Below are 19,411 nucleotides of genomic sequence, written 5' to 3'. Positions count from 1 at the left end.
TCTGCCTCATGACCGCTTCCAGCACCCGCACCGAACGCGACACCTTCGGCCCCATCGAAGTCCCCGCCGACAAGCTCTGGGGCGCGCAGACCCAGCGCTCGCTGCAGAACTTCGACATCTCGGGCGAGCGCCAGCCGCGCGAGATCATCAAGGCGCTGGCGCAGGTCAAGCGCGCGTCGGCCACCGTGAACCACGCGCTGGGCCTGCTGGACGCGAAGAAGAAGGACGCCATCTGCGCCGCCGCGCAGGAAGTCATCGAGGGCAGGCACGAGGGCGAATTCCCGCTCGTGGTCTGGCAGACCGGTTCGGGCACGCAGACCAACATGAACCTCAACGAGGTGATCGCCAACCGCGCCAGCGAACTGCTGGGCGGCGAGCGCGGCGAAGGCCGGCTGGTGCACCCCAACGACGACGTGAACAAGAGCCAGTCGTCCAACGACGTGTTTCCCACGGCCTCGCACGTCGCGGCCGTGGATGCGCTCACGCACAGGCTGCTGCCGGCCATCGACGTGCTCAGGGACACGCTGGCCGCCAAGGCCAAGGCCTTCGACCACATCGTCAAGATCGGCCGCACCCACCTGCAGGACGCCACGCCGCTGACCCTGGGCCAGGAGATATCGGGCTGGGTCGCGCAGCTCGAACACGGCAAGAAGCATGTGCAGGCCGCGCTGCCGCACCTGTACGAACTGGCGCTGGGAGGCACGGCCGTGGGCACGGGCCTGAACGCGCCCAAGGGCTATGCCGAAGGCGTGGCCAGGGAGCTGGCCAGCATCACGGGCCTGCCTTTCGTCACGGCGCCCAACAAGTTCGAGTCGCTGGCCTCGCAGGACGCGCTGGTGCATGCCCACGGCGCGCTCAAGACCCTGGCCGCCAGCATGAACAAGATCGCCAACGACGTGCGCTGGCTGGCCAGCGGCCCGCGCAGCGGCATCGGCGAACTCAGCATCCCCGAGAACGAGCCCGGCTCGTCCATCATGCCCGGCAAGGTCAATCCCACGCAGAGCGAGGCCGTGACCATGCTCGCGGCCCAGGTCTTCGGCAACGACGTGGCCATCAACATCGGTGGCGCCTCGGGCAACTTCGAGCTCAACGTGTTCCGCCCCGTGGTGGCCCACAACTTCCTGCAGAGCGCGCGCCTTCTGGCCGACGGCATGATCAGCTTCAACAACAACTGCGCGGTGGGCATCGAGCCCAACCTGGAGCGCATCGACCACCTGGTCAAGCAATCGCTGATGCTGGTGACGGCGCTGAACCCGCACATCGGCTACGACAAGGCGGCCGCCATTGCGAAGAAGGGGCACAAGGAAGGCACCAGCCTGCGCGAGGCGGCCATCGCCTCGGGCCATGTCACGGCCGAGCAGTTCGACCAGTGGGTGGTCGCGGAGAACATGGTGGGCCGCTGAAGTGCAGCGCCGCGACGGCTCGCGGCATCAGCCCGCGAACGAGGTCTAACGCGCGGGCGGGATCGCGTAGGTGCCCGTGGCGTGGGCGACCGGCTCGTCGAGCCCTTCGGAGTAGAGGAAGACCTCGCCGATGGCGAGCGTGCGGCCCACCTTGAGCAGCCGGCACACGCCCAGCAGGTCGCGGTCGGCCGCGGGCTTGCGCAGGAAGTTGGTGTTCAGGCTGGTCGTCACGGCCAGCGGCACGATGCCGATCTCGCCCAGCAGCGCCGCGTAGAGCGCCACGTCGGCCACCGCCATCATGGTGGGGCCCGACACCGTGCCGCCGGGCCGCAGGTCGGCCACGCTGATGGGCTTTCGCACCGTCGCCCCGCACTCGCCCACCTTCTCCACCCGGCAGTCGTTCTGGGGAAACTCCCGGCGCAGGAAAGCGTTGAGTTCGTCGCGGTCGGGGCGGGGCAGGGGTGAGGTCATGGCGGTCGATTGTGGTCCAGGCTGCCGGCGATGCGCTTCAGGACTTTTCCTGCCGCCTCGCGCATCCGCCAGCCCGGTCCATCAGCGTTGCTGGAGCGTGGGCATCCATCGCTCGTCGCAGTCGGCCTCGACATCCATGTTCAGGGGCAATGCGTAGCGCACCTGCTCCACCTGGGTGCGTGCATGGATCACGCGCACATGAAGGGTTTCGCTGCTGAGGCAGTGGACCAGGCGCCGATCTGCCTCGCCTGAACGGCCGGGCAGCAGCAGGGTGTGGGCGTCTTCGCGGATGGGTTCAGGCGTGCCATTGCTGAACGCCACGCCGATGAACGGTGCCTCGCGTCGATCTGTGAGAGAGGCAGCGCTGTAAACCGCAACTGCAGGCTTTCCCGCCACGTCGGCCAGAACATCGCGGGACGGGCGCTGCCGCCCTGCAATGCGCACACAGCAACTGGTGCCGCCCTCCACGAGCGGAGGGGAGAGCCGGGCAAAGCGCAGGGCGACTCCGGGCTCCAGCCTGGCCGCATCGACGCCATAGGCCAGAACCGGCCGCCTGGCGCGGCTGGCATCGACCAGGAGGATGTCCGGCGCAGCCGCCTGCGCGGCGCCCACCCCGCACACCAGCACGACGAGGGCCGCGCGCAGGGCGGATGCGGAGGGCACCGAAAAAAATCTTGGTAGGCGCCTCATGTCAATGCCCGTTGCTCGACCAGTGGGGGGGGATCGCTCAGCAGCTTGTGAACGCCGTAGCTGGCGCCGAGCTGGTGCAGATCGCTGGCTGTCTGAATCGTCTTCATGGTCCCGCTGGCGTCCGGCAACTGCTTGCGCGCGTAGCCGCGGATGGTCATGTCGATGGCCAGTCCCCGTGTGTGGTTCGACGCCAGCGCGGGCCGGAACACGATGTCGTAGCCAGTCACCATGGCCGCCGCTGCAGAACGGGATTTCGCCAGATCGGCCTCGCCGTTGACGCGCCGGTGGACCCAGTCGATGTTCACGCCCGCCATGGCAGGGACGCTCGCAGGGTCCATGCGCTCGTTGGCGATCCGGAACGCATAGTGCATCAGATACGCCCGCTGCGCAGGCCGCAAGGTTGCGCTGATGGCCACGGTGACGCCGGCGGCTCGCAGGACACGGATGAAGTTGCGGGCGCTGGATCGAAATGGGTCCACCAGATCATCCAGACTGGTGGAGGTCGGAAATCGACTGACCCACGACAAGCCGCTTGGTGTTGGCATGTTTTCTCCCTGAAGATCGTTTCTTGGCCCTCGGCGCACCGAGAGCCAAAAAAGCGTATCACCAGCGAAGTGGGGAGGACTCCCCAAACATGCCTGTGCGCAGCGAAACGCGCCTTACTTGGCGATGTTGGCGTCAGCCACGGCCAGGGCCGTCATGTTCAGCACGCGGCGCACGGTGGCGTTGGCCGTGAGCACGTGTGCGGGCTTGGGCGAGCCCAGCAGGATGGGGCCCACGGTCACGCCGTTGGAGCCGGTCATCTTGAGCACGTTGAACAGGATGTTGGCCGCGTCCAGGTTGGGGCAGATCAGGAGGTTGGCCTCGCCCGTGAGCGAGCTGCCGGGCAGGGCCTGGCGACGCACGTCTTCGCTCAACGCCGCATCGCCATGCATTTCGCCGTCACACTCCACATCGGGCGCCATCTGCGCGAACAGGTCGCGCGCCAGGCGCATCTTGCGGGCCGAAGCGCGCTCCGAGGTGCCGAAGTTCGAATGCGAAAGGAAGGCCACCTTGGGCGGCAGGCCGAAGCGCCGCACCTCCTCGGCCGCCATCAGCGCGATCTGCGCCAGTTGCTCGGCCGTGGGGTCCTCGTGCACGTTGGTGTCGGCGATGAAGAGGGTGTACTTGTCCAGCATCAGCGCGTTGAGCGTGGCGAATTCCGGCACGCCGCGCTGCGTGCCCAGCACCTGGCCCAGCACCTTCAGGTGGCTGTCGAAGCGGCCCACCAGGCCGCAGATCATGGCGTCGGCATCGCCCAGATGCACCATCAGCGCCGCGATGGTGGTGTTGGAGCGGCGCACCATGGCCTTGGAGCCTTCGGGATTGATGCCGCGCCGGCCCATCAGGTGGTGGTAGGCCTCCCAGTACTGGCGGAAGCGCGCGTCGTTCTCTGGGTCCACCACTTCGGCGTCCTCGCCCACGCGCAGGTGCAGGCCGGCCTTCTTGATGCGCATCGCGATGATCTCGGGCCGGCCGATCAGGATCGGCTTGGCCAGGCCGTCGTCCACCGCCGCCTGGGCGGCGCGCAGCACGCGTTCGTCCTCGCCCTCGGCATAGGCCACGCGCTTCTTCTCGGCCTTCTTGGCGGCCGCGAACACGGGGCGCATGAACATGCCGGTCTGGTAGACGAAGCGCGACAGGTGCTGGCGGTAGGCCTCCAGGTCTTCGATGGGGCGCATGGCCACGCCCGATTCGGCCGCAGCCTTGGCCACGGCCGGCGCGATGCGCAGGATCAGGCGCGAATCAAAGGGCTTGGGGATCAGGTAGTCGGGGCCGAAGGCCAGTTCCTGGCCCGCGTAGGCGGTGGCCACTTCCTCGCTGATGTCAGCCTTGGTCAGTTCGGCGATCTCTCGCACGCAGGCCAGCTTCATCTCTTCGGTGATCTTGGTCGCGCCGCAATCGAGCGCGCCACGGAAGATGTAGGGGAAGCACAGGACGTTGTTGACCTGGTTCGGGTAGTCCGAACGGCCCGTGGCGATGATGCAGTCGGGCCGCACGGCCTTGGCCAGCTCGGGCCTGATCTCGGGCTCGGGGTTGGCCAGCGCCAGGATGATGGGGCTGGGCGCCATGGTCTTGACCATCTCGGCCGTGAGCACGCCGGGCGCCGAGCAGCCCAGGAACACGTCGGCGTCCTTGACCACGTCGGCCAGGGTGCGCGCCCCGGTGTCGGGCTGCGCGTAGCGGGCCTTCGACTCATCGAAACCGCCGGGGCGGCCGCTGTAGATCAGGCCCTTGGAATCGCAGGCGAAGATGTTGGCCGTGCGCGCGCCCAGGCCCACCATCACGTCCAGGCAGGCGATGGCGGCGGCGCCCGCGCCCGAGACGGCGATCTTCACTTCTTCGATCTTCTTGCCCACCAGCTCCAGGCCGTTGATGAGCGCCGAGGCCGAGATGATGGCCGTGCCGTGCTGGTCGTCGTGGAAGACCGGGATGTTCATGCGCTCGCGCAGCTTCTTCTCGATGTAGAAGCACTCGGGCGCCTTGATGTCCTCGAGGTTGATGCCGCCCAGCGTGGGCTCCAGCGCGGCGATGATGTCCACCAGCTTGTCGGGATCGCGCTCGGCCAGTTCGATGTCGAACACGTCGATGCCGGCGAACTTCTTGAACAGGCAGCCCTTGCCCTCCATGACGGGCTTGCCGGCCAGCGGGCCGATGTCGCCCAGGCCCAGCACCGCGGTGCCGTTGGTGATCACGCCCACGAGGTTGCCGCGCGCCGTGAACTCGGCGGCCAGCGAGGGATCGGCCTGGATGTCCAGGCAGGGATAGGCCACGCCGGGGGAGTAGGCCAGCGACAGATCGCGCTGGTTCACCAGCGGTTTGGTGGGCGTGACGGAAATCTTGCCGCGCACGCCGGCACGGTGGTACTCGCGCGCAGCGTCGCGCAGGGCCTGTTCGGTGGGGGAGAGCGAGGTGCTCATGCGGGCCTTCCTTGGAGAATCGTTCGGGTCAACGGGAAAGGCGAGGCTACCGCAAAGAGAGGTCCGAATCCGTAGTGGAACTACGAAACGGCCGGGGCTTCGCCCGCGTCGGGTGATACGGTGTGCTGCGCCAGGGCTTCCAGTGCGCGCACCAGGGCGCTGTGGTCCTGCTGGCCATGGCCCAGGGCGCTGCACGCGTTCATGAGCTGCGCCGCGCCGGCCGTCTGCGGCAGCGCCACGCCCAGGGTGCGCGCGCTCTGCAGCGCAAGGTTCAGGTCCTTCTGGTGCAGCGCGATGCGAAAGCCCGGTGCGAAGCTGCGATCGACCATGCGCTGGCCATGCACTTCGAGCACGCGCGATGCCGCGAAGCCGCCCATCAGGGCCTGCCGCACGCGGGCCGGGTCGGCGCCGGCCTTGCTGGCAAAGAGCAGGGCCTCGCCCACCGCCGCGATGTTGAGCGCGACGATGATCTGGTTGGCGACCTTGGTGGTCTGGCCATCGCCGTTGCCGCCCACCAGGGTCACGTTCTTGCCCATGAGCTGGAACAGCGGCTTCACGCGCTCGAAGACCTCGGGCTCGCCGCCCACCATGATCGTGAGGCTGGCCGCCTTCGCGCCCACTTCGCCGCCGGAGACCGGTGCATCGAGGTAGCCGCAGCCCAGCGCCTGGATGCGCTGCGCGAAGCCGCGCGTGGCGATGGGGTCGATGGAGCTGCAGTCCACCACCGTCTTGCCGGCCTGCAGGCCCTGCGCCACGCCGTTGTCGCCGAAGAGCACGGCTTCCACGTCGGGCGTATCGGGCACCATGATGAACACGATGTCGGCGCGCTCGGCCACGCCCCTGGCGTGCGTGCAGACGGTGGCGCCGGATTCGGCCAGTTCGGCGGGCACCTTGCCGCGCGTGTGGACGAACAGGGTGTGGCCCGCCTTGAGCAGATGGCCGGCCATGGGCGTGCCCATGATGCCCAGGCCGATGAAGCCGAGCTTGAGTGTGTGTGACATGAGATGAGGGTGGGGTGATGAACAGAGAGAACGAGGGCAGCGTCTAGGCACAGCGGTAGGGTGCCAGCCAAGCCAGCCCGTCTTCGGTGCGCGCGCGCGGCTTGTATTCGCAGCCGATCCAGCCTTCGTAGCCCAGCGCGTCGATGTGCCTGAACAGCCACGGGTAGTTCAGTTCGCCCGTGCCGGGCTCGCCGCGGCCCGGGTTGTCGGCCAGCTGGATGTGGCCGATGCGCGGCAGATGCCTGGCAAGCGTCTGGCCGATCTCGCCTTCGGTGCGCTGCGCGTGGTAGATGTCGTACTGGATGCGCAGGTTGGGCGAGCCCACTTCTTCCAGCAGCGCCAGCGCCTGGTCGGTGCGCGTGAGGAAGAAGCCCGGGATGTCGTAGCTGTTGATGGGCTCCACCAGCAGCGTGATGCCTTCGGCCTGCAGGGCCCGCGCGGCAAAGCGCAGGTTCTGCACCAGCGTGGCCTGGGCCTGCTCGGCGCTGACATGGGCGGGCCGCTTGCCGGCCAGGCAGTTCAGGCGCGGGCAGTCCAGCGCGGCGGCGTAGGCAATCGCCTGGGTCACGCCTTCGCGGAATTCGTCGATGCGATCGGGGTGGCAGGCGATGCCGCGCTCGCCGGCTTCCCAGTTGCCGGCCGGCAGGTTGTGCAGCACCTGGCGCAGGCCGTTGGCGCGCAGCGCGGCCAGCAGCTCATGGCGTTCGAAGCCATAGGGGAAGAGGTATTCCACGGCCTCGAAGCCCGCGCGCGCGGCGGCCTCGAAGCGTTGCATGAAAGGCTGCTCGGTGAAGAGCATGCTCAGGTTGGCGGCAAAACGGGGCATGGTTTTTCTCCTCAGTCCAGCAGCGCCGCGGCGGCGATGGATGTGGGCGCATCGGCCACGCTTTCGGCCAGGGCCTCGAATTCCTGGATCGCGTTGATTTCGGTGCCCATGGCGATGTTGGTCACGCGCTCGAGCATCACCTCGATGACCACCGGCACGCGGTGCTCGGCCATCAGCGCATCGGCCTGGCGCAGCGCGGGGCCCAGCTCTTCCTGGCGGCTCACGCGCAGGGCCTTGCAGCCCAGGCCCTCGACCACCTTGCGATGGTCCACGCCATAGCTGCGCTCCAGGCCGGCGTCTGCATCGGCGTTGATGTTTTCAAAGGCCAGCTGCACGCAGTAGTCCATGCTGAAGCCGCGCTGCGCCTGGCGGATCAGGCCCAGGTAGCTGTTGTTCACCACCACGTGGATGTAGGGCAGCTTGAACTGCGCGCCCACAGCCAGTTCCTCGATCATGAACTGGAAGTCGTAGTCACCCGAGAGCGCGACGATCCGGCGCGCGGGGTCGGCTGCGCGCACGCCCAGGGCGGCCGGGATGGTCCAGCCCAGCGGGCCGGCCTGGCCGCAGTTGATCCAGTGCCGCGGCCGGTACACATGCAGGAACTGCGCGGCCGCGATCTGCGACAGGCCGATGGTGCTCACATAGCAGGTCTCGCGGTCGAAGTGCCGGTTCATGCACTGGTACACGCGCTGCGGCTTCATGGGCACGTCGTCGAAGTCGGTCTTGCGCAGCATGGTCTTCTTGCGGGCCTGGCATTCGCCGGCCCAGCCGTCGCGCTGCGGCAGGCGGCCTTCGGCCTTCATGGCCTGCGCCACTTCCACGAAGAGCGCGAGCGCGGCCTTGGCGTCGGAGACGATGCCCAGATCGGGCGTGAAGACCCGGCCGATCTGCGTGGGCTCGATGTCCACGTGCACGAAGGTGCGCCCCTGCGTGTAGACATCGACCGAGCCCGTGTGCCGGTTGGCCCAGCGGTTGCCGATGCCCAGCACGAAGTCCGACGCCAGCAGGTTCGCGTTGCCATAGCGGTGGCTGGTCTGCAGGCCGCACATGCCGGCCATCAGCGGATGGTCGTCGGCGATGCTGCCCCAGCCCATCAGCGTGGGGATCACGGGCACGCCGGTCAGCTCGGCAAAGCGAACCAGCAGGTCGCTGGCGTCTGCGTTGATGATGCCGCCGCCAGCCACGATCAGCGGGCGCTGCGCCGCATTGAGCATGGCCAGGGCCTTCTCCACCTGGGCCCGCGTGGCGGCGGGCCTGTAGACCGGCAGCGGCTCGTAGGTGGCGATGTCGAACTCGATGCTCGCCATCTGCACGTCGAAGGGCAGGTCGATCAGCACCGGCCCCGGGCGGCCCGAGCGCATCAGGTGGAAGGCCTGCTGGAAGACCTGCGGCACCTGGCCCGGCTCGCGCACGGTGACGGACCACTTGGTCACAGGCTTGGAGATGGATTCGATGTCCACCGCCTGGAAGTCTTCCTTGTACAGGCGGGCGCGCGGCGCCTGGCCCGTGATGCAGAGGATGGGAATGGAATCGGCCGAGGCCGAGTACAGCCCCGTGATCATGTCCGTGCCCGCCGGGCCCGAGGTGCCGATGCACACGCCGATGTTGCCCGGGCAGGCCCGCGTGTAGCCTTCGGCCATGTGCGAGGCGCCTTCCACATGGCGCGCGAGGATGTGCTGGATCTCGCCGCTTTCGCGCAGCGCGGCATACAGCGGGTTGATGGCGGCGCCGGGCACGCCGAAGGCCTGCGTCACGCCTTCTTTCTGCATCACGAGCACGGCCGCCTGGGCGGCTGTCATCTTGGGCATCGGTGTCTCTCCTGTGTGTTGGAGCTGACTTTAGGAAGCCGCCCCTTTGCCAGGAAGAGCCGTGCGGGCCATAAGATTCATTCCGCCGTGGAATGACTGCGCCATCTACGATGGGCGCGCGCCGCCCCGGGCACGAAGCACGAACGATCAGGAGACAGGATGGACCGCTTGCAGGCGATGGAGGTCTTTGCCCGGGTGGTGGAAACCGGCAGCTTCTCGCGCGCCGCGCGCGACCTGGGCACCACCCAGCCCACGGTGACCAAGCAGGTGGCGGCCACCGAGGCGCGGCTGCAGGTGCGACTGCTCAACCGCAACACGCGCGGCGTGAGCCTGACCGAGGCCGGCGCGCTGTACTACGACAAGTGCAAGGCCATCCTGCGCGACGTGGCCGAGGCCGACAGCGTGGCGCGCGGGCGCCAGACGCAGTTGCATGGGCTGCTGCGCGTGGGCACTTCGGTGGCCTTCGGGCGCCGCGTCATCGTGCCCCAGATGCTCGAGTACATGCGCCGCCACCCGCAGCTGCAGATCGACCTGAGCTTCGAGGACCGCTATGTGGACCTGGTGGCGCAGGGCATCGACGTGGCCATCCGCATGGGCCAGCTGGCCGATTCGTCGCTGGGCGCGCGCTTTCTGGGAATGAACCCGTGGGTGCTGGCGGCCTCGCCCGGCTACCTGAAAAAGCATGGCACGCCGCGCGAGGCGACCGAGCTGTCGGCCCATGCGGCGCTGATCTACAGCAGCGTGGTGGGCGACGACCTCTGGCGCCTGCGCGGGCCCCACGGTGCGCCGGTGAGCGTGCCGGTCTCGGGGCGGCTGCGTTCCAACAACCTCTCGGCGCTGCTGGCGGCGGCGCGTGCGGGCCTGGGTGTGGCGCTCATGCCGCGCTACGTGGCGCAGCAATCACTGGCCAAGGGCCAGTTGGTGGAACTGCTGCCCGGGCAGGTGCGGGTGGAGCAGGAGATCCACGCCGTGTTCCCCTCGCCGCAGCTCGTGCCGGCCAAGGTCACGGCCTTCATCGCCTTCCTGCAGGAGCACTTTGCGGGCGAGTGGTGGGAGGCTTGAAGCGCGCCTTCCTTGCTCCCGATCAGTGCGGCGGCGGCGTCGTCCGTTCGTCCCGCGCGTCCTCATCGGCCGGCGTCGATTGGGTGAACAGCGACCACACGGCCATGAACAGGGCCGCGATCACGGGGCCGATGACGAAGCCGTTGATGCCGAACAGCGCCATGCCGCCGATGGTGGAGATCAGCACCACGTAGTCGGGCATCTGCGTGTCCTTGCCCACCAGCAGCGGGCGCAGGATGTTGTCGACCAGGCCGATGACGAAGACGCCCACGAAGATCAGCACCACGCCCTTGGTGATGGCGCCCGTGGCCAGGAAGTAGGCGGCCACCGGGCCCCAGATCAGCGCCGCGCCCACGGCCGGCAGCAGCGAAAGGAAGGCCATCACCACGCCCCACAGCAAGGCGCCCTGCACCCCCAGCAGCGCGAAGGCCACGCCGCCCAGCGTGCCCTGCACCGCGGCCACCACCACGTTGCCCTTGACGGTGGCGCGGATCACGGTGGTGAACTTGTTGAGCAGGTAGTGGGTGTGCGGCGGCGCCAGCGGCACCGACTGGCGCACCTTGCGCGACAGCGAGGCCCCGTCGCGCAGCAGGAAGAACAGCAGGTACAGCATCACGAAGAAGCTGATGATGAAGTCGAAGGTGTTCTGCCCGATGTTCAGCGCCTGCTGCGCGATGACCTGGCTGGCCTGCGAGGCGCCCTCGGCCAGCTTGGCCATCAGCGCCTCGAAATTGCCCAGGCCGAAGCGGTCGAGGATGCGCATCAGCCAGTCGGGCAGGGCGCCCACGATCTGCTGGAAATAGCCGTAGTAGTTGAGTTCGCCCGAGCGCATGCGCTGCGTGAGCGAGGCCACGTCGCTGATCAGGGTGGAGACGATCATGGCCAGCGGCAGGATCACGATCACCAGCACGATGCCCAGCGTGCCCAGCGCCGCCAGGGTCAGGCGCTGCTTGCCCCAGGCCTGCAGCAGCCGCTTGTACAGCGGCGTGAACAGGATCGCCAGCGCCAGTCCCCACAGCACGGCGCCAAAGAAGGGCTGCAGGATCCAGAAGAAGGCCGCCGTCACGGCCACGAGCAGCAGCAGGAAGAAACCGCGCTGGACTTGGGGTGTATTCATGATGCTCGGCACTGTAGCCGACGCCCGGGGCTTGCGCCGCATGCCGCGGCGCGCCGGACGTAGGTGCGGATCGGCGCCCGACGCCGGACGGCCGCCGTTCAGGCGCCGGTGGCAGGCAGCGCCAGGGGCGCCAGCGTGGTGCGCAGCCGGTCGGCGGCGGGGGCGGCCGGCATGTCGGTCTGCAGCGCCTGCTGCACATGGCCGATGTGCTCCACCATCAGCAGGCGCGCGCGTTCGGTGTCTCCGGCCTCCATGGCGGCCACGATGGCTTCGTGCTCCTCGCAGGACTGGCGCGCGTCGTGCCGTGACTGGTAGAGCGTGGCCGCGAGCGTGGTGCGTGCCGTCAGGTCGCGCAGCACGTCGCTCAGCAGCCGGTGGCCCAGCTGCTGGGCCAGGCAGACATGGAAGTCCGCGAGCAGGAAGGCGCGGGTGGCCGCATCGGCACCCTCGATGGCGCGCTGCTCTTCCTGGATGTGCGAGCGCAGTTGCCGGATCGCCGAGGCCAGGGGCCGACCCTGCGCGGCAATGATGCCGGCCTCGACCACGCGGCGTGCGGCGAAGGCATCCTGCGCCTCGTCCAGGCTGGGCTGCACCACATACCAGCCGCGTTTGGACTGCACCTCGACGAAGCCGCGCGCCTGAAGTTTCATCAGGGCCTCGCGCACCATGGTGCGGCTGACACCGAACAGGTCCGCCAGCGCCTGCTCGCCCAGCCGCTCGCCGGGTGCCAGCTTCTGCGCCAGGATGGCCTCCACCACGCGCTCGGCGATGGTGGTCGGGCTGATGTCCGATGCGGCGTCCGCCCGCGCGGACGGCGCGGACGGGTCAGGCACGGAAGGCGGACGGACGGCGGGCTCGGGCATCGTGGCGCGGTTCTTCGTGGGCGGGCGGTTCGTCAGTGTGCCCCAGTCGCGCGGCCCACGGCCGACGCCACCGTGGGCGAGGACACCTCGTCGGCGGGAAGCTCCTTGCCATCGAGTACCGCGTGGGCACGCTCGCGGTCGATGTCGCCTTCCCAGGCGGCCACGGCCACCGTCGCCACGCAGTTGCCGATCAGGTTGCCCAGCGCGCGCGCAATGCCCATGAACCAGTCCACCGACAGCACCAGCACCAGGCCGATGGCGGGGATGGCCGGAATGGCTTGCAGCGTGGCGGCCAGCACGACGATGGCCGAACCCGGCACGCCGTGCGCGCCCTTGGACGTGACCAGCGCGATCGCCAGGATGGTCAGCAGGTCCGTCATCGACACCGGCGTGTTGGTGGCCTGGGCGATGAACACCGCCGCCAGCGTGATGTAGATGGAAAAGGCGTCGAGGTTGAAGGAGTAGCCGGTCGGAATCACCAGGCCCACCGTGGAGTCGCGGATGCCCATGCGGCGCAGCTTGCCCATGATCTGCGGCAGCACGCTGTCGGAGGAGGTGGTGGCGAAGACGATCGCCAGTTCCTCGCGCAGGTATCGCAGCAGCTTGATCAGGCTGAAGCCCGAGATGCGCATCACCAGGCCCAGCACCACGAACACGAAGAAGATCACCGAGACATAGAACAGCACCACCAGCAGCCCCAGCTGCTTGAGCGAGCCGATGCCGTACTTGCCGACGGTGAAGGCGATCGCACCGAGCACGCCCAGCGGCGCGAACTTGATGATGATGCCCATGATCTTGAACAGCACCAGCGAGAGCGTTTCGATTAGGCCGGCCACCGGCGCGCCGCGCTCGCCCAGCAGGGCCAGGGCGCAGCCGAAGAGCACCGCGAACAACAGCACCTGCAGCACGTCGCCGGTCGCGAAGGCGTTCACCACGGTGGTGGGAATGAGCTTGAGCAGGAACTCCACCGTACCGCCGCTGGTGAGCTTCTCGGCATTGGAGGCATAGGCGCTCATGGCCGAAGCGTCCAGGGCTTTGGGGTCCACGTTCATGCCCACGCCTGGCTCGAAGATGTAGGCCAGCGCCAGGCCCAGCACCAGCGCGATGGTCGTGAGCACCTCGAAGTAGATCAGCGCCTTCACGCCCACCCGGCCCACGCGGCGCAGGTCTCCGGCACCGGCGATGCCGTGCACCACGACGCAGAACACCAGCACCGGGATGATCATCTTGATCAGCTTGATGAAGGCATCGCCCAGGGGCTTGAGCTTGAAGGCGAACTCGGGCGCCAGCAAGCCGACGACGGTGCCCACGATCAGGGCCAGAACCACCTGGCCAAAAAGGGAACGGAGGAAACGCATGTTGAACTCCAGTGCTGCATGCAAGTTGGGATTTAACTTGCATGCAAGAACTGTACGCATGGACTGCGAGCCCTTGTCAGCGGGTAATCCCGCGCCGCAACGGGCTGCCATGAAAAAAAGCCCCGCGATGCGGGGCTGGGTGAACGTGGTGCAGTGCACCACGGCGGGGCAAAGGCCCCGCTTCAGTGCGCCTCGGCCTGCCGCGCCGCCGCGATCGTGGCGGCGTCGTCCTGGCGCGCGCCGTTCAAGAAGATGTTCAGCAGCACGGCGGAAATCGAGGTCAGCAGGATGCCGGACTCGATCAGCGGGTGCAGGCCATGCGGCATCCACTGCTTGAAGTTGGGCGCCAGCAGCGGAATCATGCCGATGCCGATGGACACGGCGACGATCATGGCGTTGCAGCGGTTGGTCTTGAAGTCCACGTTGCCCAGGATGCGGATGCCCGTGGCCAGCACCATGCCGAACATCACCAGGCCGGCGCCGCCCAGCACCACGGTGGGCAGCGATTCCACCAGCGCCGCCATCTTGGGCAGCAGGCCCAGCACGATCAGGATCACGCCGCCGGCCACGCAGACGAAACGGCTCTTGACGCCCGTGACGGCCACCAGCCCCACGTTCTGCGAGAAGCTGGTGTACGGGAAGGTGTTGAAGATGCCGCCGATCAGCGTGCCCAGGCCGTCGGTGCGCAGGCCGCGCGCCAGGTCCTGCTGGCCCACGGGCCGCTCGGTCATCTCGCCCAGCGCCAGGAACATGCCGGTCGATTCGATCATCACCACGATCATCACCAGCGCCATGGTCAGGATCAGCAGCGGATCGAACTGCGGCATGCCGAAGTGGAAGGGCAGCACCACGTCCACCCAGGCGGCCTTGCCCACCTTCTCGAAGGTCATCAGGCCCATGGCCGTGGCCGCGATGCCGCCGACCACGATGCCCAGCAGCACCGAGATGTTGGCGACGAAGCCCTTGGCGAACTTGACGATCAGCAGGATGGACACCAGCACCAGCGCCGAGATGCCCACGCCCGTGAGGTCGGCGTACTTGGGGTTGGGCACCGTGGGCATCAGCGCCAGGCCCTTGGGTGCCGGCGGCAGCGCCGAGCCGGGCGCGCTGGCATCGGCCAGCCACTTGGCGTAGGCCGGGTCCACGATGCTGGGGGCCGTGGGCCCGACCGGGTTGCCGAAGATCCAGTTGATGCCCACGCGCATCAGCGTGATGCCGATCACCGCGATGATGGTGCCCGTGACCACCGGCGGGAAGAAGCGCAGCATTCGGCTGATCAGCGGCGCGATCAGGATCGCGATGAGGCCCGCCCCGATGATGGAGCCGAACAGCAACTGGGCCCCGGCCTGGCCGGGGTTGGCATTGGCGATGGCCACCATCGGTGCCACGGAGGCGAAGGTCACGCCCATCATCACGGGCAGCCGGATGCCGAACCATTGCGTGGCGCCCAGCGCCTGGATCAGCGTCACGATGCCGCAGCAGAACAGGTCGGCGCTGATGAGCAGGGCCACCTCGTCGGGGCTGAGCTTGAGCGCACGGCCCACGATCAGCGGCACGGCGACGGCGCCCGCATACATCACCAGCACGTGCTGCAGGCCCAGGGCGCTGAGCTTGCCCAGGGGAAGGTGCTGGTCGACGGGGTGCGTGTCGGATTGAGCGGCGGTTCTTTGGGTTGTCATGGGGCCATCTCCTTGCAGGATGCGGGGCAAGAATAGGAGTGCGGCCGGAATCGATAAAGGCGCACAATCCAATAAATCAATCGGCTTTCGCGATCAAAGGCGCTCTTTCCCTTGAGCATCAAGTCCTCTTTGCCCGAACTCAGGGTTTTCCTGGCCCTGGCCGAAAGCGGTCATTTCACGCGTGCCGCGGAGCGCCTGGGCATGTCGCAGTCTTCGCTGAGCGCGGCGCTGGGCAAGCTGGAACGGCTGCTCGGTGCGCGCCTGTTCGACCGGCATACGCGGGCCTGCCGCCTGACCGACGCGGGCACCGCACTGCTGCCCGCGGCGCAGCGCCTGGTGGCCGACTGGGAGCATCTGGTGGCCGACGCGCAGGACTTCGGCCGCAATGCACGCGGCCGCGTCTCGGTGGCTGCGCCCAACGCGCAGTGCGCGCTGCTGCTGCCGCCGGTGGTGCGCGCCTTCAGCGAGCGCTACCCCGGCGTGCGCGTGCAGCTGCACGACGTGCCCGAACACGAAGTGCATGCGCTGGTGCGCCACGGCACGGCGGACCTGGGCATCGCCACCCAGACCGATGCGCGCAGCGACCTGGTGGCCACGCCGCTGTCGTCAGACCGCTTCATTGCCGTGATGGCACCCGGTTCGCCGCTGACCGCGCGCCGCACGCTGGAGTGGCAGCAGGTGGCGCGCGAGCCGCTGATCGGCTATCTGCCCGGCAACCCCGTGCGTCGGCTGCTGGAGGAGAAGCTGGCCGAGCGCGGCATCCGCCTGACATACGCCTTCGAGATCGCCTTGCCCTGGACCATGATGGGGCTGGCGCGCGAAGGCCTGGGCGTGGCCATCGTCACCAAGGCGCTGCAGCCCATGGCCCGGTGGCATGGGCTGGAGGTGCGCAGCGTGGGCCGTCCGCAGGTGGCGCGCACCATGACCCTGCTGCGCGCGCCGGGCAATCTCCTGTCGCCCGCCGTGGCGGCCTTCCGGGACCTGCTGATCGCGCACGAGGCCGAACGAAGCTGAGCCGCGCCGCGCGCATGTCTGACAGGCGCGCTCGCGGCTGTCCCGCGCGGTGCGGGTTGCCGGCGGGCGCATCCTGTGGTCGAAGGTATGCAGGTGCGCGCGCCTCAGGCCGGCGCAGGCACCCGCCTTGCCGCCAAAGGAGACCCGATGACATTCGCCGCCTGGTTGGGGCGCCGCGCGCGCCCGGCGCTTGCCCAAGCCCTGCCTCCCCTGAGCCAGACCGAACGCCTGGCGCTGGAGGCGGGCAGCGTGGGATTCGAAGGCCAGCTCTTTGCCGGCCGCCCGGATTTCAGCGCGCTGTGCCGCACGCCCGCACTGGCACTGAGCGAGCGCGAGCAGAACTTCCTGGACGGCCCCGTGCGGCGCCTGTGCCGCATGCTGGACGACCATGCCATCGACGAGGCCGGCGATCTGCCCGAGGAGGTGTGGCGCTGGCTGCGCGACGAGCGCTTCTTCGGCATGATCATTCCGGAACGCCATGGCGGCCTGGGTTTCAGCCACCAGGCGCATGCCACGGTGGTGGCGCGCATCGCCACCGTCAATGTGGCCGCGGCCGTCACGGTGATGGTGCCCAATTCCCTCGGCCCGGCTGAGCTGCTGCTGCACTACGGCACACCCGAGCAGCAGGCCCACTGGCTGCCGCGCCTGGCCGATGGCCGGGAGCTGCCCTGCTTCGGCCTGACGTCGCCCTATGCGGGTTCGGACGCCGCGAGCATCCCGGACGTCGGCGTGCTGGTGGAGCGGGAGTTCGAGGGGCGCATGACGCGCGGCTTCCTGGTCGATTTCGACAAGCGCTACATCACGCTGGCACCCGTGGCCACCGTGGTGGGCCTGGCCTTCCAGGCGCATGACCCGAGCCGCCCGGAAGGCGAGCGCGAGCTGGGCATCACCTGTGCGCTCATTCCCGTGCCGCAGCCCGGCCTGCAGATCGGGCGGCGCCATCGGCCCATGGCTTCTGCCTTCATGAACGGGCCGATGCGAGGGCGCCAGGTCTTCGTGCCGATGGAGTGGGTGATCGGCGGCGAGGCCCAGGTGGGCCAGGGCTGGCGCATGCTCATGGAATGCCTGGCGGCCGGGCGCGCCATTTCGCTGCCCGCGCTGGGCTCGGCCATGCAGCAGAGCGCCTTGTTCGTGGCCGAAGGCTACGGCCGCATCCGCGAGCAGTTCGGCCTGCCCATCGGGCGCTTCCATGCCGTGGCGAGCCTCACGGCGCGCATGGCGGCCGAGCTCTATGCCACCGATGCCGCGCGGCGCTACACCGCCGTGGTGTTGGATGCCGGCGAGCGGCCCAGCGTGGCCGGCGCCATGGTCAAGGTGCAGCTCACCGAGGCCGGACGCCGCGCCGTGACCCACGGCATGGACATCCTGGGCGGCAAGGGCATCATCGCGGGCCCCGCGAACCTGCTGGGCAACGCCTATAGGCAGGCGCCCATCGCGATCACGGTGGAAGGCGCCAACCTGCTGACGCGCGCACTCATCGTCTTCGGCCAGGGGGCCGTGCGCTGCCACCCCTACGTGCTCGATGAAATGGCCGCCGTGCAGGCGGCCGACGACGAGGCGCTGGGCCAGGCGCTTCTGGGCCATGCCCGACACGTGGTGCGCAACCTCGGCCGCAGCCTCTTGGGCGGCGGCCTGCAGGGCACGGTGCCCGACGGCCTGCTGCGGCAGGCGCGTGCCATCCAGCGGCTGAGCGCGCGGCTGGCCTTCGCGGCCGATCTGGCGATGGGCCTTCTCGGCGGCCGGCTCAAACGCATGGAGCTGCTGTCGGCCCGCCTGGGCGACGCGCTGGCGCACCTGTACCTGGCCAGTGCCAGCGTCTGGCGCTTCCATGTGGAGGACGGCGAAGACCCGGTCCTGCTGCCGCTGGCACGCGCGGCCATCAACGCGCAGCTGCATGCGGGCGAGCAGGCGCTGCGGGGCTTCTACGCCAATATGCCGCAGCTCGGCGTGCGGCTGCTGGGCCGCGTGATGACGGCCCGGGCGCGGCCCGAGGCGCAGGCCGACGAGTGCTGGCTCGAGATCGCACAGATGCTGGAGCACGAGCCCACGCTGCTGTCCCGCCTGCTGCCGGACCTGCAGCGCCCCGCCACGGGCGGCATGCTCGACCTGATGGAAGCGCTGGAGCTGGCGCAGCGCCTGGGCCCGGAGGCGCAGGCGCTGCAGAAGGCCTGGCGCAGCACGCGCTCCATGGCCGCCGCGAGCCAGGGCGCGGCCGACCCCGCGCTGGCGCGGGCCTACCTGCAGGCGGTGGACCGCGTCATCCAGGTCGACGACGGGCCCGGCCCGCGCAGCGCCCCTGCAGCCGGGCTCAGGCGCCCGCCGGAGGCAGCAGCGCCTGCAGGGCCTGGGCCGTCATCGAATCCGCTGGAAAGAAGGACTCCACAGCCAGTTCCTGCAAAGTGACGTCCATGGGCGTGCCGAAGAGGGTGGTGGTGCTGATCAGATTCAGCAGGCCCGCTTCGGTGCGCAACTGCAGCGGCACCAGCACGCCGGCCAGATCACCGCCGGCTTCGGGCCCCAGGGCCTCGCCATCGCTCTCGGGCAGCGGGTAGGCCGCCAGTTCGTCGTGCAGCAATTGCGCGTCGCCGGTCGCGGTGGTCTGCTGCTGCAGGCGCTCCAGCACATGCGCACGCCATTGGCGCAGGTTGACGATGCGCGGCGCCAGCCCCTGCGGATGCAATGACAGGCGCAGCACGTTGATCGGTGGCTGCAGCAGCTCGGGCGCCGCGCCCGTCATCAGCAAGGGCACCAGCGCATTGCAGGCCAGCAGGTTCCAGTGCCGGTCCACGGCCAGCGCAGGGTAGGGCTCATGGCCCTTGAGCACGCGCTGCACCGCTTCGCGAGCGACGGCCAGGGCGGGGTCGTCCAGGCCGCGCTGGCGGTACATCGGCGCGAAGCCCGCGGCCACCAGCAACGTGTTGCGCTCGCGCAGCGGCACCTGCAGCCTTTCGGCCAGGCGCAGCACCATTTCGCGGCTGGGGGCGGCGCGGCCTGTTTCCACATAGCTCAGGTGGCGGGTGGAAATCTCGGCGTCCTGCGCCAGATCGAGCTGGCTCAGCCGCCGGTGCTGGCGCCAGTGGCGCAGGTGCATGCCGAAGGGGTCTCGCGTGCCGGGGCGCGAGATGTGGGGGCTGGCGGCGGCGTGCAGTGGGCTCATGC

Annotated in this window: 16 protein-coding genes; 4 read left to right on the top strand and 12 right to left on the bottom strand. The window is 68.9% G+C overall.

Translation table 11 applies throughout. From position 1 onward, the window contains the following. Nucleotides 1–8: 8 nt before the first annotated feature. Nucleotides 9–1,403 carry a class II fumarate hydratase gene (gene fumC / locus PGB34_RS00245; protein WP_271426060.1) on the top strand — a complete coding sequence of 465 codons (1,395 nt, stop codon included), beginning with the start codon at nt 9–11 and terminating at the stop codon, nt 1,401–1,403. 45 nt (nt 1,404–1,448) lie between these two features. Here fumC and PGB34_RS00240 read toward each other — a convergent pair whose 3' ends face one another. The 7 genes from PGB34_RS00240 to gcl all read right to left on the bottom strand — a co-directional run bounded on the left by PGB34_RS00240 (nt 1,449) and on the right by gcl (nt 9,159). Further along, nucleotides 1,449–1,874, bottom strand: coding sequence for a PaaI family thioesterase (locus tag PGB34_RS00240; RefSeq protein WP_271426059.1), 426 nt, complete (start codon nt 1,872–1,874; stop codon nt 1,449–1,451). 81 nt (nt 1,875–1,955) lie between these two features. Continuing rightward, on the bottom strand, nt 1,956–2,537 hold the full coding sequence (locus tag PGB34_RS00235; RefSeq protein WP_271426058.1) for a hypothetical protein: 582 nt from the start codon (nt 2,535–2,537) through the stop codon (nt 1,956–1,958). 23 nt (nt 2,538–2,560) lie between these two features. Beyond that, on the bottom strand, nt 2,561–3,109 hold the full coding sequence (locus tag PGB34_RS00230) for a VOC family protein (RefSeq protein ID WP_271426057.1): 549 nt from the start codon (nt 3,107–3,109) through the stop codon (nt 2,561–2,563). Between the two features lie 114 nt (nt 3,110–3,223). Further along, entirely contained in the window at nt 3,224–5,524 is a 2,301-nt protein-coding gene (locus PGB34_RS00225; protein WP_271426056.1) for an NADP-dependent malic enzyme, read from the bottom strand. An 80-nt stretch (nt 5,525–5,604) separates the two neighbouring features. Then, entirely contained in the window at nt 5,605–6,525 is a 921-nt protein-coding gene (locus PGB34_RS00220; RefSeq protein ID WP_271426055.1) for a 2-hydroxy-3-oxopropionate reductase, read from the bottom strand. A gap of 43 nt (nt 6,526–6,568) precedes the next feature. Further along, complete coding sequence (gene hyi / locus PGB34_RS00215; RefSeq protein ID WP_271426054.1) at nt 6,569–7,351, bottom strand: hydroxypyruvate isomerase; 783 nt, start codon at nt 7,349–7,351, stop codon at nt 6,569–6,571. An 11-nt stretch (nt 7,352–7,362) separates the two neighbouring features. Further along, a complete protein-coding gene (gene gcl / locus PGB34_RS00210) occupies nt 7,363–9,159 on the bottom strand; it encodes a glyoxylate carboligase (RefSeq protein WP_271426053.1) in 1,797 nt (598 codons plus the stop codon). Between the two features lie 159 nt (nt 9,160–9,318). Here gcl and PGB34_RS00205 point away from each other — a divergent pair, with 159 nt between their 5' ends. Further along, nucleotides 9,319–10,221, top strand: coding sequence for a LysR family transcriptional regulator (locus tag PGB34_RS00205; RefSeq protein WP_271426052.1), 903 nt, complete (start codon nt 9,319–9,321; stop codon nt 10,219–10,221). A 22-nt stretch (nt 10,222–10,243) separates the two neighbouring features. Here the strand turns inward: PGB34_RS00205 and PGB34_RS00200 are convergent, their stop codons facing one another. The 4 genes from PGB34_RS00200 to PGB34_RS00185 all read right to left on the bottom strand — a co-directional run bounded on the left by PGB34_RS00200 (nt 10,244) and on the right by PGB34_RS00185 (nt 15,238). Further along, nucleotides 10,244–11,338: an AI-2E family transporter gene (locus PGB34_RS00200; RefSeq protein WP_271426051.1), complete on the bottom strand. Its 1,095-nt coding sequence runs from the start codon at nt 11,336–11,338 to the stop codon at nt 10,244–10,246. A gap of 98 nt (nt 11,339–11,436) precedes the next feature. Further along, the gene (locus PGB34_RS00195) at nt 11,437–12,171 is read right to left on the bottom strand and encodes a GntR family transcriptional regulator (protein WP_271426050.1); all 735 of its coding nucleotides are present in this window, start codon (nt 12,169–12,171) and stop codon (nt 11,437–11,439) included. A gap of 62 nt (nt 12,172–12,233) precedes the next feature. After that, complete coding sequence (locus PGB34_RS00190) at nt 12,234–13,559, bottom strand: C4-dicarboxylate transporter DctA (RefSeq protein ID WP_271426049.1); 1,326 nt, start codon at nt 13,557–13,559, stop codon at nt 12,234–12,236. A gap of 182 nt (nt 13,560–13,741) precedes the next feature. Continuing rightward, nucleotides 13,742–15,238, bottom strand: a complete 1,497-nt coding sequence (locus PGB34_RS00185) for a nucleobase:cation symporter-2 family protein (RefSeq protein ID WP_271426048.1) — start codon at nt 15,236–15,238, stop codon at nt 13,742–13,744. A gap of 111 nt (nt 15,239–15,349) precedes the next feature. Between PGB34_RS00185 and PGB34_RS00180 the strand changes: the two genes are divergently transcribed. Both PGB34_RS00180 and PGB34_RS00175 read left to right on the top strand, forming a co-directional pair. Further along, the gene (locus PGB34_RS00180; RefSeq protein ID WP_271426047.1) at nt 15,350–16,252 is read left to right on the top strand and encodes a LysR family transcriptional regulator; all 903 of its coding nucleotides are present in this window, start codon (nt 15,350–15,352) and stop codon (nt 16,250–16,252) included. Between the two features lie 147 nt (nt 16,253–16,399). Continuing rightward, nucleotides 16,400–18,655: an acyl-CoA dehydrogenase gene (locus PGB34_RS00175; RefSeq protein WP_271426046.1), complete on the top strand. Its 2,256-nt coding sequence runs from the start codon at nt 16,400–16,402 to the stop codon at nt 18,653–18,655. Here the strand turns inward: PGB34_RS00175 and PGB34_RS00170 are convergent. Next, nucleotides 18,561–19,409 carry a helix-turn-helix domain-containing protein gene (locus PGB34_RS00170; protein ID WP_271426045.1) on the bottom strand — a complete coding sequence of 283 codons (849 nt, stop codon included), beginning with the start codon at nt 19,407–19,409 and terminating at the stop codon, nt 18,561–18,563. The two genes, PGB34_RS00175 and PGB34_RS00170, sit on opposite strands and share 95 nt — an antisense overlap. Between the last annotated feature and the right edge of the window lie 2 nt (nt 19,410–19,411).

The organism is Xenophilus arseniciresistens, assembly GCF_028023875.1.
Taxonomy (GTDB): Bacteria; Pseudomonadota; Gammaproteobacteria; order Burkholderiales; family Burkholderiaceae_C; genus Xenophilus; species Xenophilus arseniciresistens.
Note: the sequence above shows the minus strand (reverse complement) of the source record. Positions and strands in the feature narration are given on the sequence as shown.